At 75.5% G+C, this 23,370-nt stretch carries 25 protein-coding genes; 18 read left to right on the top strand and 7 right to left on the bottom strand.

Translation table 11 applies throughout. The features are described 5' to 3' along the window. Window positions 1-218 precede the first annotated feature (218 nt). On the bottom strand, window positions 219-1,157 hold the full coding sequence (locus ACGFSC_RS35965; protein WP_359911953.1) for an oxidoreductase: 939 nt from the start codon (window positions 1,155-1,157) through the stop codon (window positions 219-221). 82 nt (window positions 1,158-1,239) lie between these two features. Between ACGFSC_RS35965 and ACGFSC_RS35960 the strand changes: the two genes are divergently transcribed. Together ACGFSC_RS35960 and ACGFSC_RS35955 are read left to right on the top strand one after the other, a co-directional pair. Next, window positions 1,240-1,938, top strand: a complete 699-nt coding sequence (locus ACGFSC_RS35960; protein WP_359911950.1) for a TetR family transcriptional regulator — start codon at window positions 1,240-1,242, stop codon at window positions 1,936-1,938. Between the two features lie 119 nt (window positions 1,939-2,057). Then, window positions 2,058-2,576: a hypothetical protein gene (locus tag ACGFSC_RS35955; protein ID WP_359911947.1), complete on the top strand. Its 519-nt coding sequence runs from the start codon at window positions 2,058-2,060 to the stop codon at window positions 2,574-2,576. A gap of 183 nt (window positions 2,577-2,759) precedes the next feature. Here the strand turns inward: ACGFSC_RS35955 and ACGFSC_RS35950 are convergent, their stop codons facing one another. Beyond that, window positions 2,760-3,122 (bottom strand): hypothetical protein, encoded by a 363-nt coding sequence (locus ACGFSC_RS35950; protein ID WP_359911944.1) that lies wholly within the window; start codon window positions 3,120-3,122, stop codon window positions 2,760-2,762. 321 nt (window positions 3,123-3,443) lie between these two features. Here ACGFSC_RS35950 and ACGFSC_RS35945 point away from each other — a divergent pair, with 321 nt between their 5' ends. The 3 genes from ACGFSC_RS35945 to ACGFSC_RS35935 all read left to right on the top strand — a co-directional run bounded on the left by ACGFSC_RS35945 (window position 3,444) and on the right by ACGFSC_RS35935 (window position 6,367). Continuing rightward, window positions 3,444-3,761, top strand: coding sequence for a metalloregulator ArsR/SmtB family transcription factor (locus ACGFSC_RS35945; RefSeq protein ID WP_359911941.1), 318 nt, complete (start codon window positions 3,444-3,446; stop codon window positions 3,759-3,761). Window positions 3,762-3,949: 188 nt separating this feature from the next. After that, entirely contained in the window at window positions 3,950-5,188 is a 1,239-nt protein-coding gene (locus ACGFSC_RS35940; protein ID WP_359911938.1) for an MFS transporter, read from the top strand. A gap of 354 nt (window positions 5,189-5,542) precedes the next feature. Beyond that, complete coding sequence (locus tag ACGFSC_RS35935; RefSeq protein ID WP_359911935.1) at window positions 5,543-6,367, top strand: hypothetical protein; 825 nt, start codon at window positions 5,543-5,545, stop codon at window positions 6,365-6,367. 32 nt (window positions 6,368-6,399) lie between these two features. Here the strand turns inward: ACGFSC_RS35935 and ACGFSC_RS35930 are convergent, their stop codons facing one another. Further along, the gene (locus ACGFSC_RS35930; RefSeq protein WP_359911932.1) at window positions 6,400-6,669 is read right to left on the bottom strand and encodes a hypothetical protein; all 270 of its coding nucleotides are present in this window, start codon (window positions 6,667-6,669) and stop codon (window positions 6,400-6,402) included. A 621-nt stretch (window positions 6,670-7,290) separates the two neighbouring features. Continuing rightward, window positions 7,291-7,644: a helix-turn-helix domain-containing protein gene (locus ACGFSC_RS35925; protein ID WP_359911929.1), complete on the bottom strand. Its 354-nt coding sequence runs from the start codon at window positions 7,642-7,644 to the stop codon at window positions 7,291-7,293. 78 nt (window positions 7,645-7,722) lie between these two features. On the opposite strand from ACGFSC_RS35925, the gene ACGFSC_RS35920 reads away from it, so the two are divergent. Then, a complete protein-coding gene (locus tag ACGFSC_RS35920) occupies window positions 7,723-8,370 on the top strand; it encodes an NAD(P)-binding domain-containing protein (protein WP_359911926.1) in 648 nt (215 codons plus the stop codon). A gap of 162 nt (window positions 8,371-8,532) precedes the next feature. Here the strand turns inward: ACGFSC_RS35920 and ACGFSC_RS35915 are convergent, their stop codons facing one another. The 3 genes from ACGFSC_RS35915 to ACGFSC_RS35905 form a co-directional block, all read right to left on the bottom strand. Further along, window positions 8,533-9,501 (bottom strand): aminoglycoside phosphotransferase family protein, encoded by a 969-nt coding sequence (locus ACGFSC_RS35915; protein ID WP_359911923.1) that lies wholly within the window; start codon window positions 9,499-9,501, stop codon window positions 8,533-8,535. 102 nt (window positions 9,502-9,603) lie between these two features. Beyond that, window positions 9,604-9,975 carry a helix-turn-helix transcriptional regulator gene (locus ACGFSC_RS35910; protein ID WP_359911921.1) on the bottom strand — a complete coding sequence of 124 codons (372 nt, stop codon included), beginning with the start codon at window positions 9,973-9,975 and terminating at the stop codon, window positions 9,604-9,606. Between the two features lie 484 nt (window positions 9,976-10,459). Continuing rightward, window positions 10,460-11,332, bottom strand: a complete 873-nt coding sequence (locus tag ACGFSC_RS35905; protein ID WP_359911919.1) for a BTAD domain-containing putative transcriptional regulator — start codon at window positions 11,330-11,332, stop codon at window positions 10,460-10,462. Window positions 11,333-11,801: 469 nt separating this feature from the next. Between ACGFSC_RS35905 and ACGFSC_RS35900 the strand changes: the two genes are divergently transcribed. The 12 genes from ACGFSC_RS35900 (at window position 11,802) to ACGFSC_RS35845 (ending at window position 23,288) form a co-directional block, all read left to right on the top strand. After that, window positions 11,802-13,013, top strand: coding sequence for an aminotransferase class I/II-fold pyridoxal phosphate-dependent enzyme (locus tag ACGFSC_RS35900; RefSeq protein ID WP_359911916.1), 1,212 nt, complete (start codon window positions 11,802-11,804; stop codon window positions 13,011-13,013). Between the two features lie 74 nt (window positions 13,014-13,087). Continuing rightward, complete coding sequence (locus tag ACGFSC_RS35895; protein ID WP_359911913.1) at window positions 13,088-14,323, top strand: beta-ketoacyl-[acyl-carrier-protein] synthase family protein; 1,236 nt, start codon at window positions 13,088-13,090, stop codon at window positions 14,321-14,323. Further along, window positions 14,320-15,186, top strand: coding sequence for a MaoC family dehydratase (locus tag ACGFSC_RS35890; RefSeq protein ID WP_359911910.1), 867 nt, complete (start codon window positions 14,320-14,322; stop codon window positions 15,184-15,186). The genes ACGFSC_RS35895 and ACGFSC_RS35890 overlap by 4 nt, the downstream gene beginning before the upstream one ends. Window positions 15,187-15,191: 5 nt before the next feature. Then, the gene (locus tag ACGFSC_RS35885; protein WP_359911907.1) at window positions 15,192-16,853 is read left to right on the top strand and encodes an AMP-binding protein; all 1,662 of its coding nucleotides are present in this window, start codon (window positions 15,192-15,194) and stop codon (window positions 16,851-16,853) included. 67 nt (window positions 16,854-16,920) lie between these two features. Further along, complete coding sequence (locus ACGFSC_RS35880) at window positions 16,921-17,199, top strand: phosphopantetheine-binding protein (RefSeq protein WP_359911904.1); 279 nt, start codon at window positions 16,921-16,923, stop codon at window positions 17,197-17,199. Between the two features lie 5 nt (window positions 17,200-17,204). Further along, a complete protein-coding gene (locus ACGFSC_RS35875; protein WP_359911901.1) occupies window positions 17,205-18,317 on the top strand; it encodes a hypothetical protein in 1,113 nt (370 codons plus the stop codon). Continuing rightward, window positions 18,310-19,194 carry a tryptophan synthase subunit alpha gene (trpA, locus tag ACGFSC_RS35870; protein WP_359911898.1) on the top strand — a complete coding sequence of 295 codons (885 nt, stop codon included), beginning with the start codon at window positions 18,310-18,312 and terminating at the stop codon, window positions 19,192-19,194. Before ACGFSC_RS35875 ends, trpA begins: the two co-directional genes overlap by 8 nt. After that, entirely contained in the window at window positions 19,188-19,562 is a 375-nt protein-coding gene (locus ACGFSC_RS35865; protein WP_359911895.1) for an ectoine synthase, read from the top strand. The genes trpA and ACGFSC_RS35865 overlap by 7 nt, the downstream gene beginning before the upstream one ends. 192 nt (window positions 19,563-19,754) lie before the next feature. Then, the gene (locus tag ACGFSC_RS35860) at window positions 19,755-20,900 is read left to right on the top strand and encodes an acyl-CoA dehydrogenase family protein (RefSeq protein ID WP_359911892.1); all 1,146 of its coding nucleotides are present in this window, start codon (window positions 19,755-19,757) and stop codon (window positions 20,898-20,900) included. Next, window positions 20,897-21,616: an N-(5'-phosphoribosyl)anthranilate isomerase gene (locus ACGFSC_RS35855; protein ID WP_359911889.1), complete on the top strand. Its 720-nt coding sequence runs from the start codon at window positions 20,897-20,899 to the stop codon at window positions 21,614-21,616. The genes ACGFSC_RS35860 and ACGFSC_RS35855 overlap by 4 nt, the downstream gene beginning before the upstream one ends. After that, complete coding sequence (locus ACGFSC_RS35850) at window positions 21,613-22,314, top strand: indole-3-glycerol-phosphate synthase (protein ID WP_359911886.1); 702 nt, start codon at window positions 21,613-21,615, stop codon at window positions 22,312-22,314. The genes ACGFSC_RS35855 and ACGFSC_RS35850 overlap by 4 nt, the downstream gene beginning before the upstream one ends. Then, entirely contained in the window at window positions 22,311-23,288 is a 978-nt protein-coding gene (locus tag ACGFSC_RS35845) for an alpha/beta hydrolase (RefSeq protein ID WP_392864569.1), read from the top strand. Before ACGFSC_RS35850 ends, ACGFSC_RS35845 begins: the two co-directional genes overlap by 4 nt. The last annotated feature ends 82 nt before the right edge of the window (window positions 23,289-23,370 follow it).

The raw sequence follows: 23,370 nt of genomic DNA, 5'->3' as shown, positions 1-23,370 counted from the left end.
GGGCCCGGGGGAGCGGGCCCGGCGGTGTCGTCGTCCGTGTCCGCCGTCGTGGCAGGGCGTTCCGCCGCCGCGTACCCGGCTTTCCCCGGTCCGGCCCCGCCCCGTCCGGCAGTCCGGTCGCCCGTGCGGGGCCGGGCCGGACGGTGACCCCCCATCACCCCCGGCCCTTGCCCGGCCCCGGCCCCGGCCCAAGCCCGGGCCCTGTCCCGGGCGCGGGGTCAGGCGCCGTCGGTCCCGGGGACGGTGAAGGGCACCCCGGTCAGTTCCTGCGACACCTCCCACAGCCGCCGTCCCACCGCCTCGTCCTGCGCGCGGGGCGCGGGCGAGGTGAGCGCGGGCGTTCCGCGCAGTTCGCCGAGGCCGCTCGGCCCGTACAGTTCCCCGCCGCGCACCTGCGGCGCGGTCGCCGCGTGCAGCTGGGCCAGCGCCCCGCGGGCGGGGGACTGCGCGAGCGGGCGCAGCAGGTGTCCGAACAGCAGCCGCACCCCGGCGACGGTGCCGGCGCGGGGCAGGGCGGTGGCGGCGTAGCCGGGGTGGGCGAGCACGCTGCGCACGGGGCTGCGGGCGGCGTTCAGGCGGCGGTGCAGTTCGAGGGCGAAGACGGCGTTGGCGAGTTTGGACTGGTTGTAGTGGCCCATGGGGGAGTAGGCGTGTTCGCCGTTCAGGTCGTCGAAGTCGATGCGGGCGCGGCGGTGGTTGGCGGAGGTGACGGTGACCACGCGGGGGTCGCGGCCGCGGGCGAGCAGGTCGATGAGGTGGGCGGTGAGGGCGAAGTGGCCGAGGTGGTTGACGGCGAGCTGGAGTTCGTGGCCGTGGGGGGTGAGGGTGCGCGGGGGTGCCATGACGCCGGCGTTGTTGACCAGGACGTCGGGGTGGACGCCGTCGTCGCGCAGGCGCCGGGCGAAGGCGTGCACGCTGTCGGGGTCGGCGAGGTCCAGGCGGCGTACGTCCAGGCGGGCGCCGCTGTGTTCGGCGCGCAGGTGGGCGGTGGCGCGGTGGCCCTTGGCCTCGTCGCGTACGGCGAGGACGACGTGGGCGCCGCGGCGGGCGAGGGCGGTGGTGGTGGCCAGGCCCAGGCCGCCGGCGGCGCCGGTGACGACGAACACCCGCCCGCTGAGGTCCGGGGCGGGGTCGGGGGTCCGGTTGCTCGGTGTCATACGGCTCACGCTGCCCTGCATGTCACCAAGTGTCAAGACTGACGTTCGATGACGTGTATGGCGTGGGGGCTAGGATGGGGCGGTGACCTCCCGACCCGCCGCCACCCTGGCCCAGCGCAAGCGCCAGCTCGTCGCCGACGAGCTGACCCGCGCGGCCCTGGACCTGCTGGCCGGCGGCGGGTTCGACGCCGTCACGGTGGACGAGATCGCCACCGCCGCGGGGGTGTCCAAGCGCACCTTCTTCCGCTACTTCGCGTCCAAGGAGGACGTGGTCGTCCAGTTCCTGGCCGCGCTCGGCACCGCCATGCGCGAGGAACTGGCCGCCCGCCCGGCCGGGGAGACGCCCTCGGTCGCGCTGCGGCACGCGGTGTGGCGCTGCGTGGAGGACTGCGCCGGGCACGAGGAACGCGCCCGCAGGGTGGTGCGGCTGATCCTCACCACCCCCGCCCTGCTCGCCCGCTTCCTGGAACGCCAGGCGCAGTGGCGCGACGAGCTCGCCGCGCAGCTCGCCGAGCGCCTGGGCCTGGACGCCGCGCGCGAGCTGTACCCGCGGCTGGCCGCGGACATGGCGCTGGCGGCCTTCCACACCGTCCTGCAGCGCTGGAGCACCGCCGACGACGCCGCCGATGTCGACGACGCCGGCAGCGGTGAGGGCGCGGGCGGGGACGGCGGCGGGGTGGACATCGCGGTGCTGACGGAGAACTGTTTCGCCGTCATCGCCCCGGCCCTGGACGCCGTCGTGCGCACCCCCGCCCCCGGCGGGGCCCCCGCCACGGCCTGAGCCCGCCACCCGTCACCCCGGCCCCGGGGGACGGACCGGGCAGGGACCGGGGAGGGTCGGGGCAGGGACCGGGCGGGGAGGGAGGCGCGGCAGCGCGGGAACCCCCTACGATGCGGGGCATGGAGACCACGGCGGAACTCGTCCACCTGGAGCGGACGCTGGTCGACTTCGGGGACTTCGGCTTCGAGGGGAACCGGCACGCCTTCCGGTGGGTCGACATCAAGCGCTTCGGGCCGGTCGCCGGGGTACGCGACCGGGACGTGCTGGCCGCGCTGATCGCGCACCCGCAGTTCCGGGACACCTACGACGGGGCCGGGGCCCGGGACTGGCCGCGGCACGGGCAGTGGTGGGTGGAGCGGATCACGCCCGACAGCTACGCGCCCGTGCCGGCGCAGGCGGCGGTCGACCTCGTCGAGGCGTGGACGCAGCAGCACGGCCCGGTGCCGCCGGCGCTGCTCGCGCGGCTGGAGCGGGAGGTCCACGCCCCCGCCCGCCGGGCCCACGCCCGCTACCTGCTCGTGCACCCTCCCGAGGACGCCCGCCACGACTACGGCCCCGTCCACACCGACTTCCACGAACTCGTCCTCGTCGACCGCGCCGCGGACACCGTCACCCTCCTGGTCGCCGCCGACGACTGACCCGCCCCCGGTGCCCCGCCCCCGGACGCCCCCGGCCCCCGGCGCGCGGCGCCCGGCGCCCGGCGCCCGGCGCCCGGAAAGGCGCCCGCCCCGCGGCGCCCGCGGGGGGATCCGCGGGCGCGACGGGGCGAGGGGCACCGGTCCGTCACCGCGACGGTGCGGCCACCGGCCCGGCAGGCCGGGTCAGTTGAGGACCAGGACGTCGGTGCGCATCGTCAGCGGGCTGTTCCAGCCGATACTGATCTTGAAGGTCACCACCCCGTTGCCGGGGGCGATGCTCGACACCTGGAAGGGCGCGGCACCGACGAACCGGTTCCCGTTGGAATCGGTCTCGGAGGCCGTGATGACCACCGTCGAGTCGATCCCGATCACGTTCCACGGGATCTGCAGGTTGAACGTCCCGTTGCCCGGGCCCCACATCACCCAGCCCCGCCACACGGCACCGACGTTGCCGCCGACGTCCGCGAGGTGCTGCTCCCCGCCGGCGGACTGCAGGGCGCCCGTGATCTGCGGGACCTGGGAGGCGGTGGGTTCGCTTGCGGCCATGACGGCTCTCCTCGCGCCGGGAGGGCCCCCCACGAGCCCTCCGGATACCCAGAGTGTCCGACGCTGTGCACAGCGTCACAATCGCTCGTGGGGGTGAATCACCGGCGCGCCGCCGCACCACCCGCGCCGCCGTGGTCCAGGGTCGCACGCCACCCGGCGCGCACCCGCCCCGCCCGCCCGTCCCGCCCTCCGGCCCCGGCCGCCGTTCCGGCCCGTCCGCCCCGCCGTCCGGCCCGGGGGTCCGCCTTGACACCTCAAGGTCGTATCCAGAATATTAGATACGTCCGGCGAGGGGCCGGGCGACGGGAAGGAGGGTGCGCGGTGGAGCTGGACCCGCTGGCCGTGCACAAGGCGCTCGCCAACCCGGCGCGCGCGGACTTCCTGCGCTGGCTCAAGACGCCCGAGCGCTACTTCGACGAGCCGTACTACCGCGAGCGCGGCGTCGGCTTCCACATCGGCGTGTGCGTCACCGACATCCAGGAGCGCTCGGGGCTGTCCCAGTCGGTGGTCTCCGGCTACCTCCAGATCCTGCGCGAGGCCGGACTGCTGGTGTCCGAGCGCGTCGGCAAGTGGACCTTCTACCGGCGCAACGAGGAGACCATCGCCGCCTTCGCCGCCTACGCGCGCGACGAACTCTGACACCCACGCGCAACACCCACGCGTACACACCCACCCACGCCCACACCCACGTGTGCGCGCACATGCACGCGCACGCGTGCGGACGTGCGCACCGCACTCCCCTCCGTGCAGGGGCGCCAGGTCGGCGCCCCTTTTCTTCCGCCTTACGTATCCAACTATCTAGATTTGTGTATCTATTGGAGGCTGTCGTGCACCGCACCGCTCCCGCCCCAAACGCCCTGGCCGTCCCGGTCCTGGCCCTGGGCGTGTTCGGCATCATCACCACCGAGATGGGCGTCGTCGGCGTCCTGCCCGCCCTGGCCGAACGCCTGCACGTGGCCCCCGCCACCGCCGGATGGCTCGTCGGCGCCTTCGCCCTCACCGTCGCCGCCACCGGCCCCGCCGGCGTCCTGCTCGCCTCGCGCCTGCGCCGAAAGACCGTACTGGCCACGGCACTTGCCGTCTTCGCCGGCTCCAACGCGCTCTACGCGCTCAGCGACTCCTTCCCCCTCGTCCTCGCCCTGCGGATCCTGCCCGCCCTGTTCCACCCCGTCTTCTTCGCCCTCGCCCTCACCGCCGCCACCCGCCTCGCCGCACCCGGAAGAGCCGCGCGCGCCGCCACCACCGTCTTCGCCGGCGTCAGCGCCGGCTTCGCGTTCGGCGTCCCCCTCACCTCCTACCTCGCCGACCACCTCTGCCTGCCCGCCGCGTTCTGGAGCGCCGCCGCCCTCAACCTGATCGCCTGCGCCGGCGTCCTCGCCTTCTTCCCCGACCTGCCCGACACCCGACGCCCCACCTACGCCGGCCAGCTGCGCATCCTGCGCCGGGGCCGGCTGTGGCTGGCCGTCGCCGCCGTCACCCTGGTGTTCGCCGCGATGTTCAGCGGCTACGGCTACATCGCCGAATACCTCCAGAACGTCACCGGCCTCGACGCCTCCCTCACCGGCCCCGCCCTGATGGCCTTCGGCGTCGTCATGACCGCCGGCAACCTCGTCTTCGGCCGCCTGCTGGAACGCGCCCCCCTGCGCACCGTCACCGCCTACCCGATCCTCTACCTCGCCCTCTACCTCCTCCTCGACGCCGCCGGCCCCCACCCCGCCGCCATGCTCGCCACCGTCCTGCTCTGGGGCGCCGTCCACTCCGGCGGCCTGGCCGTGACCCAGGCCTGGCTCGCCCGCGACGCCACCGACGCCCCCGAGTTCGGCAACAGCCTCTTCATCTCCTTCTCCAACCTCGGCATCACCCTGGGCACCACCCTCGGCGGAGCCGTCGTCACCACCGCCGGCCCCCGCCACCTGCCCCTGGCCGGCGCCGCCCTCGCCGCGGCCGCCCTCACCGCCGTCCTCCTGCGCCGCCGCCTCGACCCCGGCCAGAACCGCCAGGACCGCCAGGACCGCCAGGAGCGGCCGGAGCGGCCGGAGCGGGCACACCCCGCCCCGACCCCCTGACCCGCACCCGCACCCGCACCGGCCCCGAGAAGCGCCCGCCACACCCCCTGACCCACCGTCGGCCCCAGCCCCGGCCGGCCCCGGAGACCACCGGCCACACGCTGCGCCCCGCCGATCCCGTGCGGGGCGCGGCGCGTGCGCCCTCCCGGCGCGCTGCCCCCGGGAGGGCGGCGCGGGGCCGCGGGTCCCTGCGGGTCGTGCGGGATGCCGCGCCTGTATCGGGCAGGTGTTCTGGGTTCAGGCACAGACTCCGTGAAAGTGATCAGCAGGCCGTCACGGTCTGTGTGCGCGTGAGAGCGGGAGTCTCGCAGACCCTCCCGGTTCCCGCACGAACGGGGGCGCTACCTTGCCACCATGTGCATCTCGACCAGTGAGGCCGCGTTCTCCGGCACGATCGTGTACTGCGGTCGCCGGCACCACCCCGTGCACGGCCTCATTCATGTCCTGGGCTACCAGAACACCGCCGTCAACCTCGCCGGTGGTCCGAACGCGCTGCTGCTGCACCTGCCCACCGAGCAGCTCACCCCGGGGCACTTCCTCTCCGTCGGACGCAGTGGCGACGTCCTGGAGCGCATGGTTGCCGCCGTTCGGCCCGTCTCCGTCGCAGTCGACGAGATCGCGTGGATGAGCGCGGAGCCGGAGGCCGTCCAGGTCTTCGAGTACGACGTCTACACGGTGCTCCTGGCCGCTGACCCCACCGCGATCCCAGCCGCACTGCAGCAGGTGCCGGCACACCGGCGTCCATCCCTCGACCCGGACCTCCTGCGCTTCTACACCGACCACTTCCCCGACCACACCGTCGCCCTCTGCTGCTTCGACAACGCAGACGCACAGCGCGCCAAACCCGTGCTGCTGTGGTACTCGCCCCTCGACCCCGACCGGCTGACCGTGCCCGCGCTGGACAGCCGCACCGGAGCAGTACCCGATCTCGACGCTGTCGTCCCCGTCGATCACTGGGTCCTGCTGTCCACCGACCGGGCTCCCTCCGACTGGGGCGATACCGTTGACTACCCCGAGGGCATGCGCCACAGCCTGCGCTCCTTCCTCCCCGCCGCTGTCGTGGGCCAGTACTACGGAGGAGCAGACGCCCTGCTCAACGGAGACTTCACCATCAGCCACCGCGACCTCCTCGCCGGCGACCTCGACCGCATCGAGCGCTGCCGGCCAACCCGCCGCTGACCCCGGGCACGGCAGCGCTCTCGGTCCGCACATCAGCGCGCGCTGAGCAGCCGCTGCAGGACAGGCGTCCGGCCGCCGTAGCGGCAGGTCGGCCCGTCTGTCTGTTCGACGAAGGTCACCCGCCGACACTCGTGGTTGTCGCAGAACAGTCGACGGACCGACAGTTCGACCACATCGCCTCGGCCGCCGCACGGCGCGTCCGCCAGCCGTCGACCGCACCGGCTGCGCACCCGGCCGGATCGTGCCCCGCGGCCGGGACACGGCACGAGCACGTCCTCCGGTGTCGATGCGTCGATCACCACGAGGCCGTCCCGTACCTCCATGCACTCGACCCGCATACCCGCGAGATGCGGAAGCAGAAGGGATGTCTCCTCACACGCGGTCAGCGTCCACCCTGAGATGACAGAACGTCACCGGCGCGCGGACGAACGATCGACTTCACGAAATCCGTGCCTGTATCGGGCAGGTGTTGTGAGGGCCGGTCGGGCGGCGGGATCGGGAGCTCCTGGTTCGGACACCGGGATCGGGAGCCGCCCCGGGGCGAGGGCGCGACACGCCGCGTTCGGAGGACGCTGATCGGCCGCTCCGGCTGGCCGCTGTCGGGCCGTGGCCCTTGATCGCGGTCATGCCGGAAGGCCGGGGCGGCTCTGCCGCGCGAGTTGCTGTTCGAGAGGCGACACGGGGAAGTTGTGGCGCGGCGGGGCGCTGCGGACGCTGACGCGGGGCGCGCCACCTCGTCGGTGACGGACAGTGCCGGCAGCGGCGTCCGCTTCCACGGGCACGACGAGTGCGGCGGCGCACGGTTCGGGACCGGCCCCCGGGGGGCCTGCGTGCCGTCGTGGACCAACGGGAGGATCGCCTTCCCCGCGCCGCCCCGCCCGCTCTCCCTGTGCCGCGCCGCCGGGGCGTCCGTGCGGGGGCGGTCAGCCGGTGGCGCGGGCCTGGGCGGTGGTGACGGCGTCGCCGTGGTCGGCGGCCCAGGCGCCGAGAGCGGTGAGGGGGGCGAGCAGGGTGCGGCCCAGGGGCGTGAGGGCGTAGTCGACGTGCGGGGGAGTGCCGGGGCGGGGGAGGCGTTCGACGAGGCCGGCGTCGCGCAGGCGGTGCAGGCACTGGTTGAGGACCTTGGGGCTGATGCCGCCGATGCGCCGCACCAGTTGGTGCGGGCGCACCGGGCCGTGGCGCAGCGCCCACAGGACGACCGGGTCCCAGGTGTGGGCGAGCAGGTCGAAGGCGAGGCGGGCGGGGCAGTCGGCGAGAAGTTCCTGGTGGTCGGTCATGTACCGGATGGTGCCCGATCCGGCGCCTACTGTCGTGGCGAGGTCCGTACGGGCCGCAGGGGACAGGGGAGTTGTGGCATGAGGATCGGGATCGTCGGTACCGGGGCGATGGCGCGGGCGCTGGGCGGCGCGTGGGTGCGGGCCGGGCACGAGGTGCTGGTGGGCGGGCGCGACGCGGGCCGGGCGGCCGGTGCGGCGGGGGACGCGGGCGGTGCCCGGTGGGGCGGGGTCGGGCAGGCGGTGGCGCACGGGCGGGACGCGGTGCTGCTGGCCGTCCCGCACCGGGCCGCGCCCGCCGTGGCCGGCGCGCACGCGCGGGAGCTGGCGGGGCGCACCGTGGTGGACTGCTCCAACCCGGTGGGCGAGGGGTTCGCCCTGGCCACCGGACGGGGGCCCTCGGCGGCCGAGCGGATCGCGGCCGCCGCCCCCGGGGCGCGGGTGGTCAAGGCGTTCAACCTCTGCCACGCGAGCGTGTGGGACCTGCGCCCGCCGGTCTTCGACGGGCGGGCGCTGGCGGTGCCGCTGTGCGGGGACGACGAGGGGGCGCTGGCCACCGTCGCGGCCCTGGTGCGGGACACGGGCTGCGAGCCGCTGACGGCCGGGCCGCTGGAGCGCGCCCACCTGCTGGAGGCGACGGCGGCGCTGCTGATCGGCCTGTGGGTGGGCCAGGGCGCCGACGCCCAGGCCATCGCCCCGCCGCTCGCCCACGCCGGCCCCCACGCCTGACCGCCCCGCCCACGCCTGACCGCCCCGCCCACGCCTGACCGCCCCGCCCACGCCTGCGGCCCCCGCACCCGCCCGAACCACCCGGACCCGCCGCGCCGCGCCGCGCCGCGGCCCGCACGCCGGGCGGGCGGTGTCCCGCGGCCCGAACCGTCCGGGGCCCTCTCAGGCGTAGCGGTCGAACAGGCCCTGCAGGTAGTCCTCCAGGCGCCCGGTCAGCACGGCGGGTGTCAGGTCGGTGCGGCCCAGTTCCCGCCAGGGCTCGGCGACCTTCTGCGCGTCGGGGGCGAAGGCGAGGGCGTCCAGCAGCCGCCAGTACAGGTGCGCGCGGCCCTCGGCGAGTTCGCGGCCGCCGGCGGCGGTGTAGCGGTCGGCGAAGGCCAGGCCCGCCGCGGGGCCGTGCAGCAGGGCCAGGGCGGTGGCGCAGTGGGCGACGTCCAGGTCGGCCGGGCCCCAGGAGGTCTCCACCCAGTCGACGACCCCGGCGACCGCGAGGCCGGTGCCCGTGCCGGTGAACAGCACGTTGCCGGGGTGGAAGTCGCGGTGCAGGAAGCAGGCGTGGTGCGCGGGCGCCTCGCCGCCGATCACCTCCACCGCCCGCTCCCACAAGCCGGTACGGGCGGTGCCGGCGGGCACGGCGACCCGGTCGGGGGCCGTCCACGCCTGCCAGGCGCGCGGCCGCTCCCGCTCGCCGACCGCCAGGGCGTGCACGGCGGCCAGTTGGGCCGCCAGCAGGTCGGCGCGGGCGGGCGCGTCGCCGTCCTCGGCCAGGCGCACGCTGCCGGGCAGGTGGGTCATCACCAGTGACGGGTGCTCGCACACCGCCCCCGCCGCGTCCACCGCGACCAGCCGCGCCGCCGGGACGGCGCTGCCCTCCAGCAGGCGCAGCACGGCGGCCTCGCGGGCCAGCAGCCCCGGGGCGTGGCGGCGGTAGAACGGTTTGACGAAGGAGCGCAGCACCAGCGCGTACGGGTCCGCGCCGCCGGGGCGTTCGACGTCCAGGCGGCGCATCCGCGAGGTCCAGCCGCCCTTGAGCGCGGTCACCGCGGTGACGCGTTCACCGGGCCCGAGGTGCTCCTGGACCCACCGGCGCGTGCCGTCCCGTCCCCGGCCGGGGTCGTCGCTGTCGATCATGGGCGGCAAGCCTACGCCCCGCCCCCGCCCGCCCCGCCCCACGGGGGGCCGGAGCCGACCGACGGACGCTCAACTCCCGTACCGTCGCCGCCCGGCCCGCCCTCACACCCCCGGCCCCGCGCACACCCCGCCCCCCTGCCCGGCCTCCGCGTCCGCGGCCGCCACCACCGCCGCCAGCAGCCCCGGGAACCGCCGCTCCAGCTCCTCGCTGCGCAGCGCGTTCATCTTGGTGGTGCCCACGTAGTACTGGCGCAGCAGCCCCGCCTCGCGCAGCACACCGAAGTGGTGGCTGGAGGTCGAACGCCCCACCGGCAGGTCGAAGGAACCGCAGCTCAGATCGGCTCCCGAGTGCGCGAGCGTGCGCACCACCGTCCTGCGGGCCGGATCAGCGAGCGCCTCCAGCACCTGCTGGACGCTCACGTCCTCCACACCAGGGTGCACGATCACCCGCGCCGCCACGCGTGCCCGTCCCACACCCACCACCCCTTCCCAACACTCGACCCCCGTCCGTTCGATGGCCAAAGACCGCGCCGTGTGCGCGACTTCACGTACACGACGCTACTATGCCCGACCCGGCCGCCACGCTCACCGCAACAGCCGCGCAACACGCCCCCGGGCCCGGGCGACCGGGCGCCGCGACCGCGCAACGGCCGCCGCGCCGCCCGGACACGGCGCCGGCACGGGAGGCACCGGCGACGGGCATCGCCGCAGGCCCCAAGCCCCCGGCGGGGCACGGCGGGACACCGGCGGGCCGCGACCGGGCGCGGCCGGGCGGCACGCGCGCGCCCCGCCGGACGGGGGGACCGGCGGGGCGGCGGAACACGGCGGACACGGCGCACGGGCCGGGCGCGCCGGACGGACCGGACAGCGCCGGGCGGGCCGGACAGCGGCGGGCGGCGGCGGGCGGCGGCGGGCGGCGGAGGGAAGAAGGAGGGAAAAGGAGGGGAAGGGGCGGGCCTCAGGCGGCGCGCACCGGCGCGGGCACCGGACGGGCCAGGCGGGCCAGCGCCAGCGGCTCGAAGATCCCCATCAGCACCGGGTCCACCGCCCGCACCGCCGCCGGAGCGGGCGCCGCGGGGGCCGGGGTGCGCAGCAGCGCGAGGTAGAGCTCCTGGGTCTCGGCGGCCGGGTCGATGCCCAACTCCTCCGCCAGCACCTGACGCAACTGCTGGTAGCAGCGCAGCGCCTCGGCCCGGTTGCCGGCGGCGGCCAGCGCCTCCATCCGGCAGCGGTAGGCGCTCTCGCGGAACGGGGCCCGGCGCACCGCCTCGTCGGCCCAGCGCAGCGCGTGGTGCTCCTCGCCGAGCGCGGAGGCCGCCAGACTCGCCGTCTCCAGCGCACCGATGCGCAACTCCTCCACGTGCTCGCGCACCCCCTGCGCCCACTCGCCCTCGTGGTCGGGCAGGAACGCCCCGCGCAGGTTCGACAGCGCCCCCGCGGCCAGCTGCTGGGCCACCGCGTGGCCGCCCGCCGCCAGCGCCTCGCCGGCCTCGCCCACCGCCGAGGCCGCCGCCTCCAGGTCCACGGCCGCGTCCGCGGGCAGCCGCAGCACGTACCGCCCGCCCTGGGCGATCAACGGGGTCGCACCCGGGCCCTGACCCGGCGCGGTGACGAAGGCCCGCACCCGGGAGACCACGCTGCGCAGCGCGGAGGCCCACGTGTCGGGCAGGCCGTCGGGCCAGATGGTGTCGGCCAGCTGGTCGCGGCTGGTGCCGCTGGAACGCTCCAGCACCAGGCGGGCGAACGCCACCTGGGCCTGGGCGCTGGACAGGTGCTGCGGGGCGCCGTCCTGGTGCTCGACGGCCACCAGACCGGTGAGGCGGATCAGCATGCGCGCGCCCCCGATCTGCCGGACGGACCGTCTTCCCTGAAGCCATTCGACACGAGCTCCAACCCCCTTGAGTCAAAGCAGAAGTGACGGCCCGTCTCCGGCCGTCGGCGCGGGAAATCGCGGATCGGAACAATAAACCGCCGACCAGCCGTTCGGTTTCAGCGGATTTCGACCATACATTCGCCGCATCGCGCGGTGTCAACACCGGCCCGGAAAACATACCCACCGGCCGGTCAATGCGTCGTGGACGCAAGGTTTCTGCACGTCAGAGCGTTCCCGCAGGCCAGGAAAGCGGCTATTGCGGACGCCTTGCGCATCCTGCCGTAGAAATGTAGCCATCCTTGAGCACCCCGCGTGAAGGCTTCGAGAAAACACCCCCGCAGCCACCCCGGGCCCCCGCCCCCGCGGACGGGAAGCCGAATGCCCGCGAAAGCCGTGAAAACCGTGACGCCGTGAAGGAGAAACGCCCGTGAACGCCACCGGAGCATGGAACCGCCTGGAGCCGAAGCTCGCCGCAACCAACGCCCGCGTGGCCGCACTGGAGTCCGACCCCTCCCGGCGCAACAGCTTCGTCGCCTACACCATGGAACGCGACAGCGCCTACTGCGACCTCGACGGCGAGCGCCTGCTCATGATGTCCGGCTACAGCTACCTCGGCCTGGCCGGCGACGAACGCGTCGTGGCCGCCGCCAAGGCCGCCGTCGACGTCTACGGCACCGGCAACCACGGCGTACGGGCCCTGGCCGGCACCATCCCCCTGCACGAGGAACTGGAGGCCGAGGTCGCCCGCTTCGCCCGCCGCGAACGCGCCCTGGTCTTCGGCTCCGGCTACGCCGCCAACGTCGGCACCGTCGGCGCCCTGGTCGGCGCCGGCGACACCGTCCTGATCGACAAGTACGACCACGCCTCCATCGTCGACGGCTGCCGCCTGTCCGGCGCCACCGTCACCCGCTTCCGCCACAACGACGTCGACCACCTCGAGCGCCGCCTCAAGGCCGCCGCCCCCACCGGCGTGCGCCTGGTCATCGTCGACAGCGTCTACTCCATGGACGGCGACATCGCCCCGCTGCCCGAACTGCGCGAGGTCTGCGACCGCTACGACGCCCTGCTCATGGTCGACGAGGCCCACGCCCTGGGCGTCATCGGCGCCACCGGCGGCGGCATCGAGGAACACTTCGACCACGAGGTCCGCGTCGACGTCAAACTCGGCACCCTCTCCAAGGCCATCCCCTCCATGGGCGGCTGGGTCGCCGGCAGCCACGACCTCATCGGCCACCTGCGCTACGCCGCCCGCCCGTTCCTGTTCTCCGCCGCCCTCGGCCCCGCCCAGACCGGCGCCGCCCTGGAATCCCTGCGCATCCTGCGCCGCGAACCCGAACGCGTCACCCACACCCAGACCCAGGCCCGGCGCCTGCGCCAGCGCCTCAACGACGCCGGCATCTCCACCATGCACTCCACCACCGCCGTCCTGCCCGTCATCGCCGGCAGCGACGACGCCGCCTACGACTACGCCACCGCCTGCCGCAAGGCCGGCGTCATCGGCCTGCCCGTCGTCACCCCCGCCGTCCCCAACGACCTCGCCCGGCTGCGCATCGCGGTCACCGCCCGCCACACCGCCGCCGACATCGACTTCGCCGCCGAGGCGTTCCTGACCGCCGCCGCCCAGACCGGCCTGATCTGACCCGCCCCCACCCCCTCACCCCCTCTTTTTCCCACCGCCGGGCCGCCCGCGTGCAGCGCGAAGGAGACGAAGCCATGGCCCCCCACCACCGGCCGCCGATCGCCGTCACCGGCCTCGGCGTGGTCAGCCCCGCCGGCCACGGCGTCCAGGACCTGTGGCGCACCGTCGCCTCCGGCCGCTCCACCGCCACCGCCCTGACCGACCCCGCCCTGGCCCGCCACCGGGTGCGCCTGGGCTGCCGCGTCACCGACCTGCCCGACACCGCGCACCTGCCCGCCAAGGACGCCCGCCGCCTGGACCCCTTCGCCCGCTACGGCACCCTCGCCGCCCTGGCCGCCCACGCCGACGCCGGCCACCCCGAGCCCGAACCCGGGCGCAGCGCCATCGTGGTCGGCACCGCCGTGGGCGGACGCACCACCAGCGACCGCGAGTCCGCGCTGTACACCCAGCACGGCCCGCTGCGCGTCTCCCCGCTGATGCCGCTGGTCACCATGCCCAACGCCGCCGCCGCCCAGATCGCGATGCGCCTGCACTGGAGCGGCCCGGCACTGACCATCGCCACCACCTGCGCCTCCAGCGCGGACGCGATCGGCCACGCGGCACTGCTGCTGGAGAGCGGACGCGCGGACGTGGTGATCGCCGGCGGCTGCGAGGCCACCTTGACCCCCGTCACCCTGGCCGCGTTCGGCAACCTCGGCGCGCACTCCCTGCGCAACGACGAACCCGCCCGCGCCTCACGGCCCTTCGACGCCGACCGCGACGGCTTCGTGATGGGCGAGGGCGCCGGCTTCCTCGTCCTGGAACGCCTGGACGACGCCCGCGCCCGCCGCCGCACCCCCTACGCGCTGCTCGCCGGGTACGGGGCCAGCGCGGACGCCTACCACCTGTCCAACCCGCGCCCCGACGGCGCCGGCGCCGTCGCCGCGATGCGCGCCGCCCTCGCCGACGCGGGCCTGGCCCCCGGCGACATCGCCCACGTCAACGCCCACGGCACCTCCACCGTGCACAACGACCGGGCCGAGGCCGCCGCCCTGCGCGCCGTGTTCGGCCCCCACGGCGTGCCGGTCACCTCCACCAAGGGCGCCATCGGCCACCTGATCGGCGCCGCCGGAGCCGTCGAGCTGATCGCCGCCATCGGGGCCATGAACGAGCGCACCGTCCCTCCCACCGCCAACCACGAGAAGACCGAAGAGGGCCTGGACCTCGACGTCGTGCACACCGCGCCGCGCCCGATCCGCGCCGGCGCGGCCCTGTCCAACTCGTTCGGCTTCGGCGGCCACAACACGACCCTGGTGGTGACCCCGCTATGACCCCGCCCACGACCGCCCCCGCCCCCGCCGCGACCACCGCCGCGCCGGGACCCGTCCCGCGCACCCGCCTGCACATCAGCGCGCAGGACCTGACGGCCTACCGCGCCGCCGCCCGCGCCCACCTGGGCGCCCCGCGGCGCGAGGGGGCCAGCCCCGCACACCCCTTCGTCGCCGCCCACGCCCTCGCCCAGCACACCGTCACCGCCCTGACCGCCGGCGACCCGGGCTTCACCGGCGTGGTCCACCTCGCCCAGGAGATCCGCACCCACGCCCCCCTCGCCCCGGGCGACCTCGACATCGCCGTCGAGGTCACCGCGGTGCGCCGCGAGGCCCGCGGCACCCGCCTGGCCCTGACCACCCGCCTCACCGACGCCGCCACCGGCGCCCCCGTCGCCGACCTCGCCACCGCCGCCCTCCTGCTGGGCGCCACCCGCACCGAACCCCACGGCGCCCTGCCCGCCGCCGCCCACCCCGGCACCGCCCCCGACGGCACCGGCCACGTCTCCACCCACGTCCTGAGCGCCGCCGACACCACCGCCTACGCCCACGCCTCCGGCGACCTCAACCCCATCCACCTCGACGAGGACGCCGCCAGGGCGGCCGGCTTCCCCACCGCCATCGCCCACGGCATGCACCTCGTCGCCCTGGCCGCCGAACGGATCACCGACCTGCACGCCGACGGCGACCCCGCCCGCGTCACCGCCCTCGGCGCCCGCTTCGCCGCCCCCACCGTGCCCGGCACCGAACTGCGCCTGACCCTGCAGCCCCACGACCGGGGCACCGTGGTGCGCTTCACCGTCGCCACCGCCACCGGCACCGCCGTCAAGGCCGGCTGGGCACGCATCGCACCGGCGGGGGAGTGAACCCCGTGACCACGAACCCCACCGCCACGAACCCCGCGACCGCCACCGGCACGAACCCCGCGACCGGCACGACCGCGACGACCGCCACCGGCACGAACCCCGCGACCGCCACCGGCACGACCGCGACGACCGCCACCGGCACGAACCCCGCGACCGGCACGACCGCGACGGGCGCCCCGGGTGCGGCCCCCGCGCCGCCGGCGCCGCTGGCGCTGCCCGACGCGTTCACCGCCCACGCCCGCACCCGCCCCACCGCCCCGGCCCTGCTGTGGCACGAGCACACCGTCACCTACGGCGAGCTCGCCGAGGCCGCCGAGGCCGAACGCGCCCGCCTGAGGGCCCTGCGGCTGGCACCGGGGGAGCCGGTGGGCCTGTACGCCGTCAAGTCGCCCGGCGCGATCGCCCTGGTGCTGGCCTGCCTGATGGAACGCCGGCCCTTCCTGCTGCCCTCCCCGCAGCTCGCCCCCGCCCTGCTGGCCGCCCTCTTCGCCCAGGCCGGCGCCCGGCGCCTGCTCGCGCCCCTCGGCCAGGACACCCCCGCCCTGCCCGCCCTGCCCCACCCCGCGCCGGTGCCCACCCTCGCGGCCGGCACCTCCTTCATGCTCACCACCTCCGGCTCCACCGACCTGCCCAAGATCGTCCCCCTCGCCCGGTCGGCCGTGGACCGCTTCACCGCCTGGGCCCACGACACCTTCGACCTCGGGCCCGGACGCGTCGTCGCCAACTACGCGCCCCTCAACTTCGACCTCGCCCTGCTCGACGTGTGGGCCACCCTCGCCGCTGGCGGCACCTGCCTGCTCATCGACCCCGCCCACGCCCTCAACGCCCGCCACCTGCTCACCCTGCTGACCCGTCACCGCCCCCACGTGCTGCAGGCCGTCCCCCTGGCCTACGCCCTGCTCGTCCAGGCCGCCGGCCCCGCCGCCGCCGTGCTGGACAGCGTCGAGCACGCCGCGTTCACCGGCGACGCCATCGACGCCCGCACCCTCGCCGCGCTGCCCGCCCTGCTGCCGAACGCCCACCTGTACAACATCTACGGCTGCACCGAGACCAACGACAGCTTCCTGCACCGCCTGGACCGCCTGGACGCCGCGGCCGCCCTGCCCGTGCCCATCGGCGAGCCCCTGCCCGGCGTGCGCACCCTCATCACCACCGACGACGGCACCCCCCTCACCGGCCCCGGCAGCGGCGAACTCCACGTCTCCACCCCCTTCCAGGCCGCCGGCTACCTCGACCGCTCCCGCGACACCGGACGCTTCACCACCCGCCCCGAGGGCGCAGGCGAGGGACGGCGCTGGTTCCGCACCGGCGACCTCGTCACCCGCGACGACAGCGGCCGCATCCACCTCACCGGCCGCGCCGACTTCCAGGTCAAGGTCCGCGGCGTCGCCGTCAACACCGCCGAGATCGAACGCGTCCTGCTCGCCCACCCCGACGTGCGGGAGGCCGCCGTCGCCGCCGCGAGCGACCCGCTCACCGGCAAACGCCTGCACGCCGCCGTCCAGCGCACCCCCGGCTCCACCCTCAACAGCCTCGTCCTGCGCGAGCACCTGGCCCGCAACCTGCCGCGCGCCGCCGTCCCCGAGAAACTCGCCATCCACGACACCCCCCTGCCCAAGACCGCCACCGGCAAGGTCGACCGCAAAGCCGTCCTGCCCGCCCCCTGAAACCCCGCACCCCGCGCCCCGCACCACCGAACACCAACAACCCACTCACGCAAGGGAGTTGCCCGCCATGAGCAACATCGACCGGATCAAGCGGTTCCTCATCGAGGAGTTCCTGCCCGACATCACCCCCGACCAGCTCGCCGACGACCACGACCTGCTCTCCGACGGCGTCATCGACAGCCTCGGCGTCCTCAAGCTCATCGCCTGGGTCGAGGACCACTTCGCCCTGCCCGTCGACGACACCGACCTCGACCCCAACAACTTCCGCTCGGTCGCCGCCATCGACGCCTTCATCACCGAACGCCGCACCGCCGCCACCGCCGCCGCGGCCACCGTGGGCGGCTGACACCCGTGCACCCGGCCCTCACCGCGCTCCTCGCCGCCCGCCCCGTCGACGCCGAGGCCTGGCACTCGTGGTGGGACCAGCTCGAACACCGCACCCTGGGCCCGGCCGACACCGACCGGGCCCAGGCGGCGGCCCTGCTGGCCGGCCTCACCACCCGCCTGCCCGACCCGGACACCCTCGCCGCCCTGGTCACCTCGCTCACCGAACGCACCCCCGACCCCGGCCCCGCCCACCCCCACAGCGTCAACATCGTCGGCACCGGCGGCGGACCGGCCACCTTCAACCTCTCCACCGCCGCCGCCCTCACCGCCGCCGCCATCGGCATCCCCGTCGTCAAGACCGGCTCCCGCGCCTACACCAGCGCCGCCGGCTCCGTCGACCTCCTGGAGCGCCTGGGCATCACCCTCACCTCCGGCCACGCCGCCACCGCCGACCACCTCGCCCGCCACAACATCGCCTTCGCCGGCCCGCACGTCTACCCGCCGCCCCTGACCCGCCTGGCCCGCACCCTCTACCCGCTCACCCTCAAACCCTTCGGCGCCTTCCTCAACACCCTCGGCCCCCTGCTCGCCACCGTCCCCGTCACCGCCCAGCTCACCGGCGTCTCCACCCCCGCCGCCCTCGACGCCCTGCGCCCCCTGGCCGCCCGCCTGCCCGCCCGCACCGTGTGGCTGGCCCACAACCGCACCGGCGCCGACGAACTCCTGCCCTTCGCCGACAACACCCTGCACACCCCCACCGGCACCGTCCACCTGCCCGCCGGCTGCGTCGCCCCCGACACCGGCACCCTCGCCGACCTCGCCCCCCACCCCGGCGACCTCACCGGCCACTTCCTGCGCGCCCTCGCCGGACAGGCCGGCACCACCGCCACCCGCACCATCGCCCTCAACGCCGCCGCCCTCGCCCTGGCCTCCGGCCGCCACACCCACTGGAACACCGCCTACGACGCCGCCCTGGACGCCCTCGCCGACGGCACCCCCCGCGCCCTGGCCGAACGCCTCGCCACCGCACCCGCCCGCCCCGCCCGCCCCGCGCCACCCGCGCCACCGGCGCCACCGCCCGCCGGGACCGCCGCCCCGGACCCCGCGGCCCGCCGACCGGAGGCCACCCGTGCCTGAACCCCTCTTCCCCCAGGACCGCCCCGGCCTCGCCCTGTTCCTCAACGCCGGCGACCCCGCCGACCGCCTCACCGACCTCGCCCTCATGCTCGACGAGCAGCGCGTCGACGTCCTCGAACTCGCCGTCCCCTTCCCCGACTCGCCCACCGACGGCCCCGTCATCCGCCGCTCCGCCACCCGCGCCCTGCACACCGGCACCACCTGGGACACCGTCCTCGCCGACCTCACCGACCTCACCCCCCGGCTGCGCCACCTCAAGGTCGTCCTGCTCGCCGACTGGAGCCACAGCCTGCGCCACCGCGACCCCGCCGCCACCGCGCGCGCCGCCACCGCCGCCGGAGCCCGCGCCCTGCTCGTCCACGCCCTGCCCCCACGCCTACGCCCCGCCTGGCAGCAGGCCCTGCGCGACGAAGGCCTCCCGCAGGTCACCACCTGCTACCCCGCCTCCGCCCCCGACGTCCTCGCCGCCGCCGCCCGCGACGCCACCGGCGCCTACGTCTACCTCGTCGCCCACTACGGCCGCTCCGGCACCACCCCCACCACCGGCCACCGCGCCCTGGCCACCACCGTCGCCACCCTGCGCACCGCCGCCCCCGCGACCCCCGTCGCCATCGGCTTCGGCGTCAGGACCGCCGCCGACCTGGACGCCGTCACCGCCACCGGCGCCGACGCCGCCATCGTCGGCTCCGCCGCCGTCGCCCGCCTGGAACACGCAGCCGCCCACGGCCTGGACGCCGTCACCGAACTGCGCGCCTTCCTCACCGACCTCCGCCCCGCCCGCCCCCCTCACCCGGACGCAAGAGGCGGACCCCGCGCCACCGCGCACACCCCCACCACCCCCGGCACCACCACCCGAGAGGAACAACCCGCATGCTGATCCGCGACCTGGCCGACGTGAAGACCGTCGAGTGGGGCAACGGCCTGTCCCGCCGCTTCCTCGTCGAGAGCGACAACCTCGGCTACAGCCTCACCGACACCATCGTCAACGCCGGCACCAAGTCCCGCCTGGAGTACCGCAACCACCTGGAGGCCTGCTACTGCATCGCCGGCTCCGGCGAGGTCATCGACATGGACGGCAACTCCCACCCCATCACCCCCGGCCGCCTCTACGCCCTCGACGAGCACGACGCCCACTACCTGGTCGCCGGCCCCCACGAGGACCTGCGCCTGGTCTGCGTCTTCTCCCCGGCCCTGCGCGGCGACGAGGTCCACCAGCTCGACGCCCACTCCTCCTCCGCCTACTAGCCACCCCGCCAGGCACCCGCGGCCAGGCACCCCCGCCAGGCACCCCGCGCCCCACCCGGGGCCCGCCGCCCCCACCCACCGCCCGGGGGCCCGGGCCCCCGCACGGGCCCTGGAACCGACGTCAGCCGGCGCCACCGGGCGCCGGCCTGCCACCCCGGGCCCCGACGGCCCGGGAGGAAGGCGGCACCCCCGATGATCCGCTGGAACGCCGACCAGACGGCCCTGCGCGAGGGCCTGGCCCGCTTCGGCGACGACCTCAGCGCCGGCCACATCGAAGGCGACGAACAGGCCGCCTTCTCCCACGACAAGTGGCGCCTGATCCAGAAGACCGGCATCCTCTCCCTGCCCTTCGACGAACGCCACGGCGGCCTGGGCCAGTCCCTGCTCACCACCATGTACGTCCTCGAAGGCCTCGGCCAGACCTGCCGCGACGGCGGCCTCAACTTCTCCGTCACCACCTCCATGGCCTCCACCGGCGTCCCCCTCCAGGCCTTCGGCTCACCCGCCCTCAAGGACGCCTACCTGCCCCGCATCGCCTCCGGCGACGCCATCGGCGCCCACGCCATCACCGAGTCCGAATCCGGCTCCGACGCCATGCAGATGCGCACCCGCGCCGTCCGCGACGGCGACCACTTCGTCCTCAACGGCTCCAAGACCTTCGTCTCCAACGGCCCCGTCGCCGACGTCGTCGTCGTCTACGCCCGCACCCACCCCCAGGGCGGAGCCCTCGGCGTCACCGCCTTCCTCGTCGACGCCGACACCCCCGGCCTCACCACCGGAAACCCCGTCAAGAAGATGGGCCTGCGCACCTCCCCCCTCTCCGAGCTCTACCTCGACGACGTCCGCGTCGGCGCCGACCGCGTCCTGGGCCGCGTCGGCGGCGGCTTCCTCGTCCTCGACCACGTCATGAAACGCGAGATCCTCTACACCTTCATCGTCAACACCGGCGAGATGCAGCACCGCCTCGCCCGCTGCCTCGACTACGCCAAGACCCGCATGTCCTTCGGCAAACCCATCGGCTCCTACCAGTCCGTCGCCAACAAGATCGTCGACACCAAGATCCGCCTGGAAACCGCCCGCAAGTGGCTGTACGACACCGCCCAGCGACTGGAAGCCGGCGACAACGTCACCGTCGACATGGCCATCGCCAAACTCCTCACCAGCGAATCCAACCTCGCCACCTCCCTGGCCGCCGTCCAGGTCTTCGGCGGCAACGGCTACATGTCCGAATACGGACTGGAGAAGGACGTGCGCAACGCCGTCGCCGGCACCATCTACTCCGGCAGCAACGAGATCCAGTACAACCGCATCGCCGCCATGCTCGGACTCGGCAAATGACCGCCCCCGCCGCCCCGCTCGCCCCCACCCGCAGCGGCCACCTCAAAGTCTGCGGCGCCCGCACCCGCGCCGACCTCACCCTCCTCGCCGACACCGGCCCCACCCTGGTCGGCCTGTGGCACGGCATCCCCGGCGGCCCCGCCGAACTCGAGGCCGACCGCCTCGCCGACCTCGCCGCCACCGCCATCCGCCTGGGCCTGGAACCCGTCCTGGTCACCTTCCTCGACCACGCCCCCACCCTCGCCGCCCTCGCCCGCGCCACCGGCATCCGCTGGATCCAGCTCCACGCCTACCAGAGCCCCGCCCTCGTCGCCGAACTGCGCGAACACCTGCCCTACGCCGTCCTCGTCAAAGTCCTCCACCTCTCCCGAGGACGCTGCCTCGAACGCGCCTTCACCGGCGCCTTCGCCCGCGCCGGCTGCGACCTGTTCCTCCTCGACACCGTCACCGACGACGGCCGCGTCGGCTCCACCGGCCAACCCCTGGACCCCGCCCACGTCCACGCCCTGCTGCCCCGCCTCACCATCCCCTTCCTCCTCGCCGGCGGCCTCAGCACCACCAACCGCGACACCTACCGCACCATCACCGACCACCCCCTCTACGCCGGCGCCGACATCGACTCCGCCGCCCGCGACCGCACCGGCCGCTTCACCCACGAGAACGTCACCGCCCTCACCCGCGCCTGGCACCCGCGCCTCCAGGAGACGACCGCATGAGCCCGAGCTTCATCGACGCGCTGCTCACCGCCGCCCGCCCCCTGGTCATGGAAGTCAAACTCCGCGACCCCCACGGCACCGACCTCCTGGGCCCGCGCACCGTCACCGACCTCGTCACCCGCTACGAACAGGCCGGCGCCCCCTGCCTGTCCGTCGTCACCGGCCGCTGGTTCGGCGGCACCCCCCGCCTGCTGCGCGAAGTCACCGCCGCCACCGAACTGCCCGTCCTGCAGAAGGACTTCCTCACCCGCCCCGCCCAACTCGAAGCCGCCCGCGCACTCGGCGCCTCCGCCGTCCTGCTCACCGCCGCCCTGCTGCCCGCCACCTCCCTCGCCCGCCTGGTCACCAGCGCCCTCGACCTCGGCCTGACCCCCTTCGTCGAGATCACCGACGAACGCGAACTCGACGCCCTGCCCCGCATCGCCGACTGCGTCGTCGCCGTCAACAACAAGGACATCCGCACCCGCGAACGCGACCGCGGCGACCTCGGCCGCAGCCTGCGCCTGCTGCCCGCCCTGCGCGCGGCCGGCTGCCGCGCCCCCGTCTCCGCCTCCGCCATCACCGACCCCGCCGACGCCGCCCGCCTCCTGGACGCCGGCTACGCCGCACTGCTCATCGGCACCTCCCTCATGCGCAACCCCGACCTCACCGGCTGGCTCGCCGACCTCGACAACGCCCGCACCGGAGTCGCCGCGTGAGAACCGACCTGCGCACCCGCTCCCTGGTCCTGGACGCCGCCGGCATCCCGCTGTCCGCCCTGGTCGCCGAACCCGAGGACCGCGCCCCCAAAGCCGTCCTCCTCGCCGTCCACGGCCGCGGCATGCGCGCCGCCTACTTCGCCGGCCCCGCCCACCCCGACACCAGCCTGCTCACCCTCGCCGCCGACCTCGGCTACACCGTCCTCGCCGTCGACCGCCCCGGCCACGGCGCCTCCGCCCACCGCCTGCCGGCCGGCCAGCTCATCGCCGACCAGGCCGCCACCCTCCACGCCGCCCTCACCGACTACGCCCGCGCCCACGACACCGGCGCCGGCGTCCAACTCCTCGCCCACTCCTTCGGCGGCAAGATCGCCCTCCAACTCGCCGCCCACTGGCCCGACAACCCCCGCCTGCCCCTGCTCGGCTGCGACATCTCCGGCCTCGCCCAGCACTACGCCCCCGGCGCCTGGGACCGCCCCGACGACCTCGCCGGCGGCGGCCGCCTCAACTGGGGCCCCCTCAACCTCTACCCGCCCGGCACCTTCCACGCCGCCCGCACCCTGCTCACCCCCGTCCCCGCCCTCGAATCCCGCGAACTGGCCACCTGGCCCGCCCGCTACAGCGCCCTCGCCGCCCGCGTACGCGTCCCCGTGCGCCTGACCCTCGCCGAACACGAACACTGGTGGCGCCTGGACGAGGCCTCCCGCACCGCCCTGACCGCCGCCTTCCCCACCGGCCTGGCCCACCTGGTCACCGCCCACGGCGCCGGCCACAACCTCTCCCTGGGCCACGCCGCCCGCCCCTACCACCTGCGCGCCCTCGCCTTCACCGACGACTGCCTCACCCGGCCCGCCACCGCCGCGCCCGCCGCCGCCGCGCCCGCCGCCGCCGCGCCCGCCGCCGCCGCGCCCGCCGCCGCCGCGCCCGCCGCTGGTGCGGCCGCCGTGCCGGCCCCCGCCCTCGCCACCGTCTGACGGGGGCCCACCGACCATCTGGCGCAGGGTGGCAGGAAGGCCCCGCCGTCCCCCCGGGCAAGGGGACGGCGGGGCCCGCCCC

This window comes from Kitasatospora sp. NPDC048715 (genome assembly GCF_043198905.1).
In the GTDB taxonomy this organism is placed as follows: domain Bacteria; phylum Actinomycetota; class Actinomycetes; order Streptomycetales; family Streptomycetaceae; genus Kitasatospora; species Kitasatospora lactacystinica.
This window is presented reverse-complemented; position numbering and strand designations above follow the sequence as displayed.

Excerpts from the sequence above, each read along its gene's own strand:
- ACGFSC_RS35965 (WP_359911953.1), bottom strand. The coding sequence starts at position 1,157 with ATGACACCGAGCAACCGGACCCCCGACCCCGCCCCGGACCTCAGCGGG.
- ACGFSC_RS35955 (WP_359911947.1), top strand. The coding sequence starts at position 2,058 with ATGGAGACCACGGCGGAACTCGTCCACCTGGAGCGGACGCTGGTCGAC.
- ACGFSC_RS35950 (WP_359911944.1), bottom strand. The coding sequence starts at position 3,122 with ATGGCCGCAAGCGAACCCACCGCCTCCCAGGTCCCGCAGATCACGGGC.
- ACGFSC_RS35935 (WP_359911935.1), top strand. The coding sequence starts at position 5,543 with ATGTGCATCTCGACCAGTGAGGCCGCGTTCTCCGGCACGATCGTGTAC.
- ACGFSC_RS35925 (WP_359911929.1), bottom strand. The coding sequence starts at position 7,644 with ATGACCGACCACCAGGAACTTCTCGCCGACTGCCCCGCCCGCCTCGCC.
- ACGFSC_RS35920 (WP_359911926.1), top strand. The coding sequence starts at position 7,723 with ATGAGGATCGGGATCGTCGGTACCGGGGCGATGGCGCGGGCGCTGGGC.
- ACGFSC_RS35915 (WP_359911923.1), bottom strand. The coding sequence starts at position 9,501 with ATGATCGACAGCGACGACCCCGGCCGGGGACGGGACGGCACGCGCCGG.
- ACGFSC_RS35905 (WP_359911919.1), bottom strand. The coding sequence starts at position 11,332 with ATGCTGATCCGCCTCACCGGTCTGGTGGCCGTCGAGCACCAGGACGGC.
- ACGFSC_RS35895 (WP_359911913.1), top strand. The coding sequence starts at position 13,088 with ATGGCCCCCCACCACCGGCCGCCGATCGCCGTCACCGGCCTCGGCGTG.
- ACGFSC_RS35890 (WP_359911910.1), top strand. The coding sequence starts at position 14,320 with ATGACCCCGCCCACGACCGCCCCCGCCCCCGCCGCGACCACCGCCGCG.
- ACGFSC_RS35880 (WP_359911904.1), top strand. The coding sequence starts at position 16,921 with ATGAGCAACATCGACCGGATCAAGCGGTTCCTCATCGAGGAGTTCCTG.
- ACGFSC_RS35865 (WP_359911895.1), top strand. The coding sequence starts at position 19,188 with ATGCTGATCCGCGACCTGGCCGACGTGAAGACCGTCGAGTGGGGCAAC.
- ACGFSC_RS35860 (WP_359911892.1), top strand. The coding sequence starts at position 19,755 with ATGATCCGCTGGAACGCCGACCAGACGGCCCTGCGCGAGGGCCTGGCC.
- ACGFSC_RS35855 (WP_359911889.1), top strand. The coding sequence starts at position 20,897 with ATGACCGCCCCCGCCGCCCCGCTCGCCCCCACCCGCAGCGGCCACCTC.
- ACGFSC_RS35850 (WP_359911886.1), top strand. The coding sequence starts at position 21,613 with ATGAGCCCGAGCTTCATCGACGCGCTGCTCACCGCCGCCCGCCCCCTG.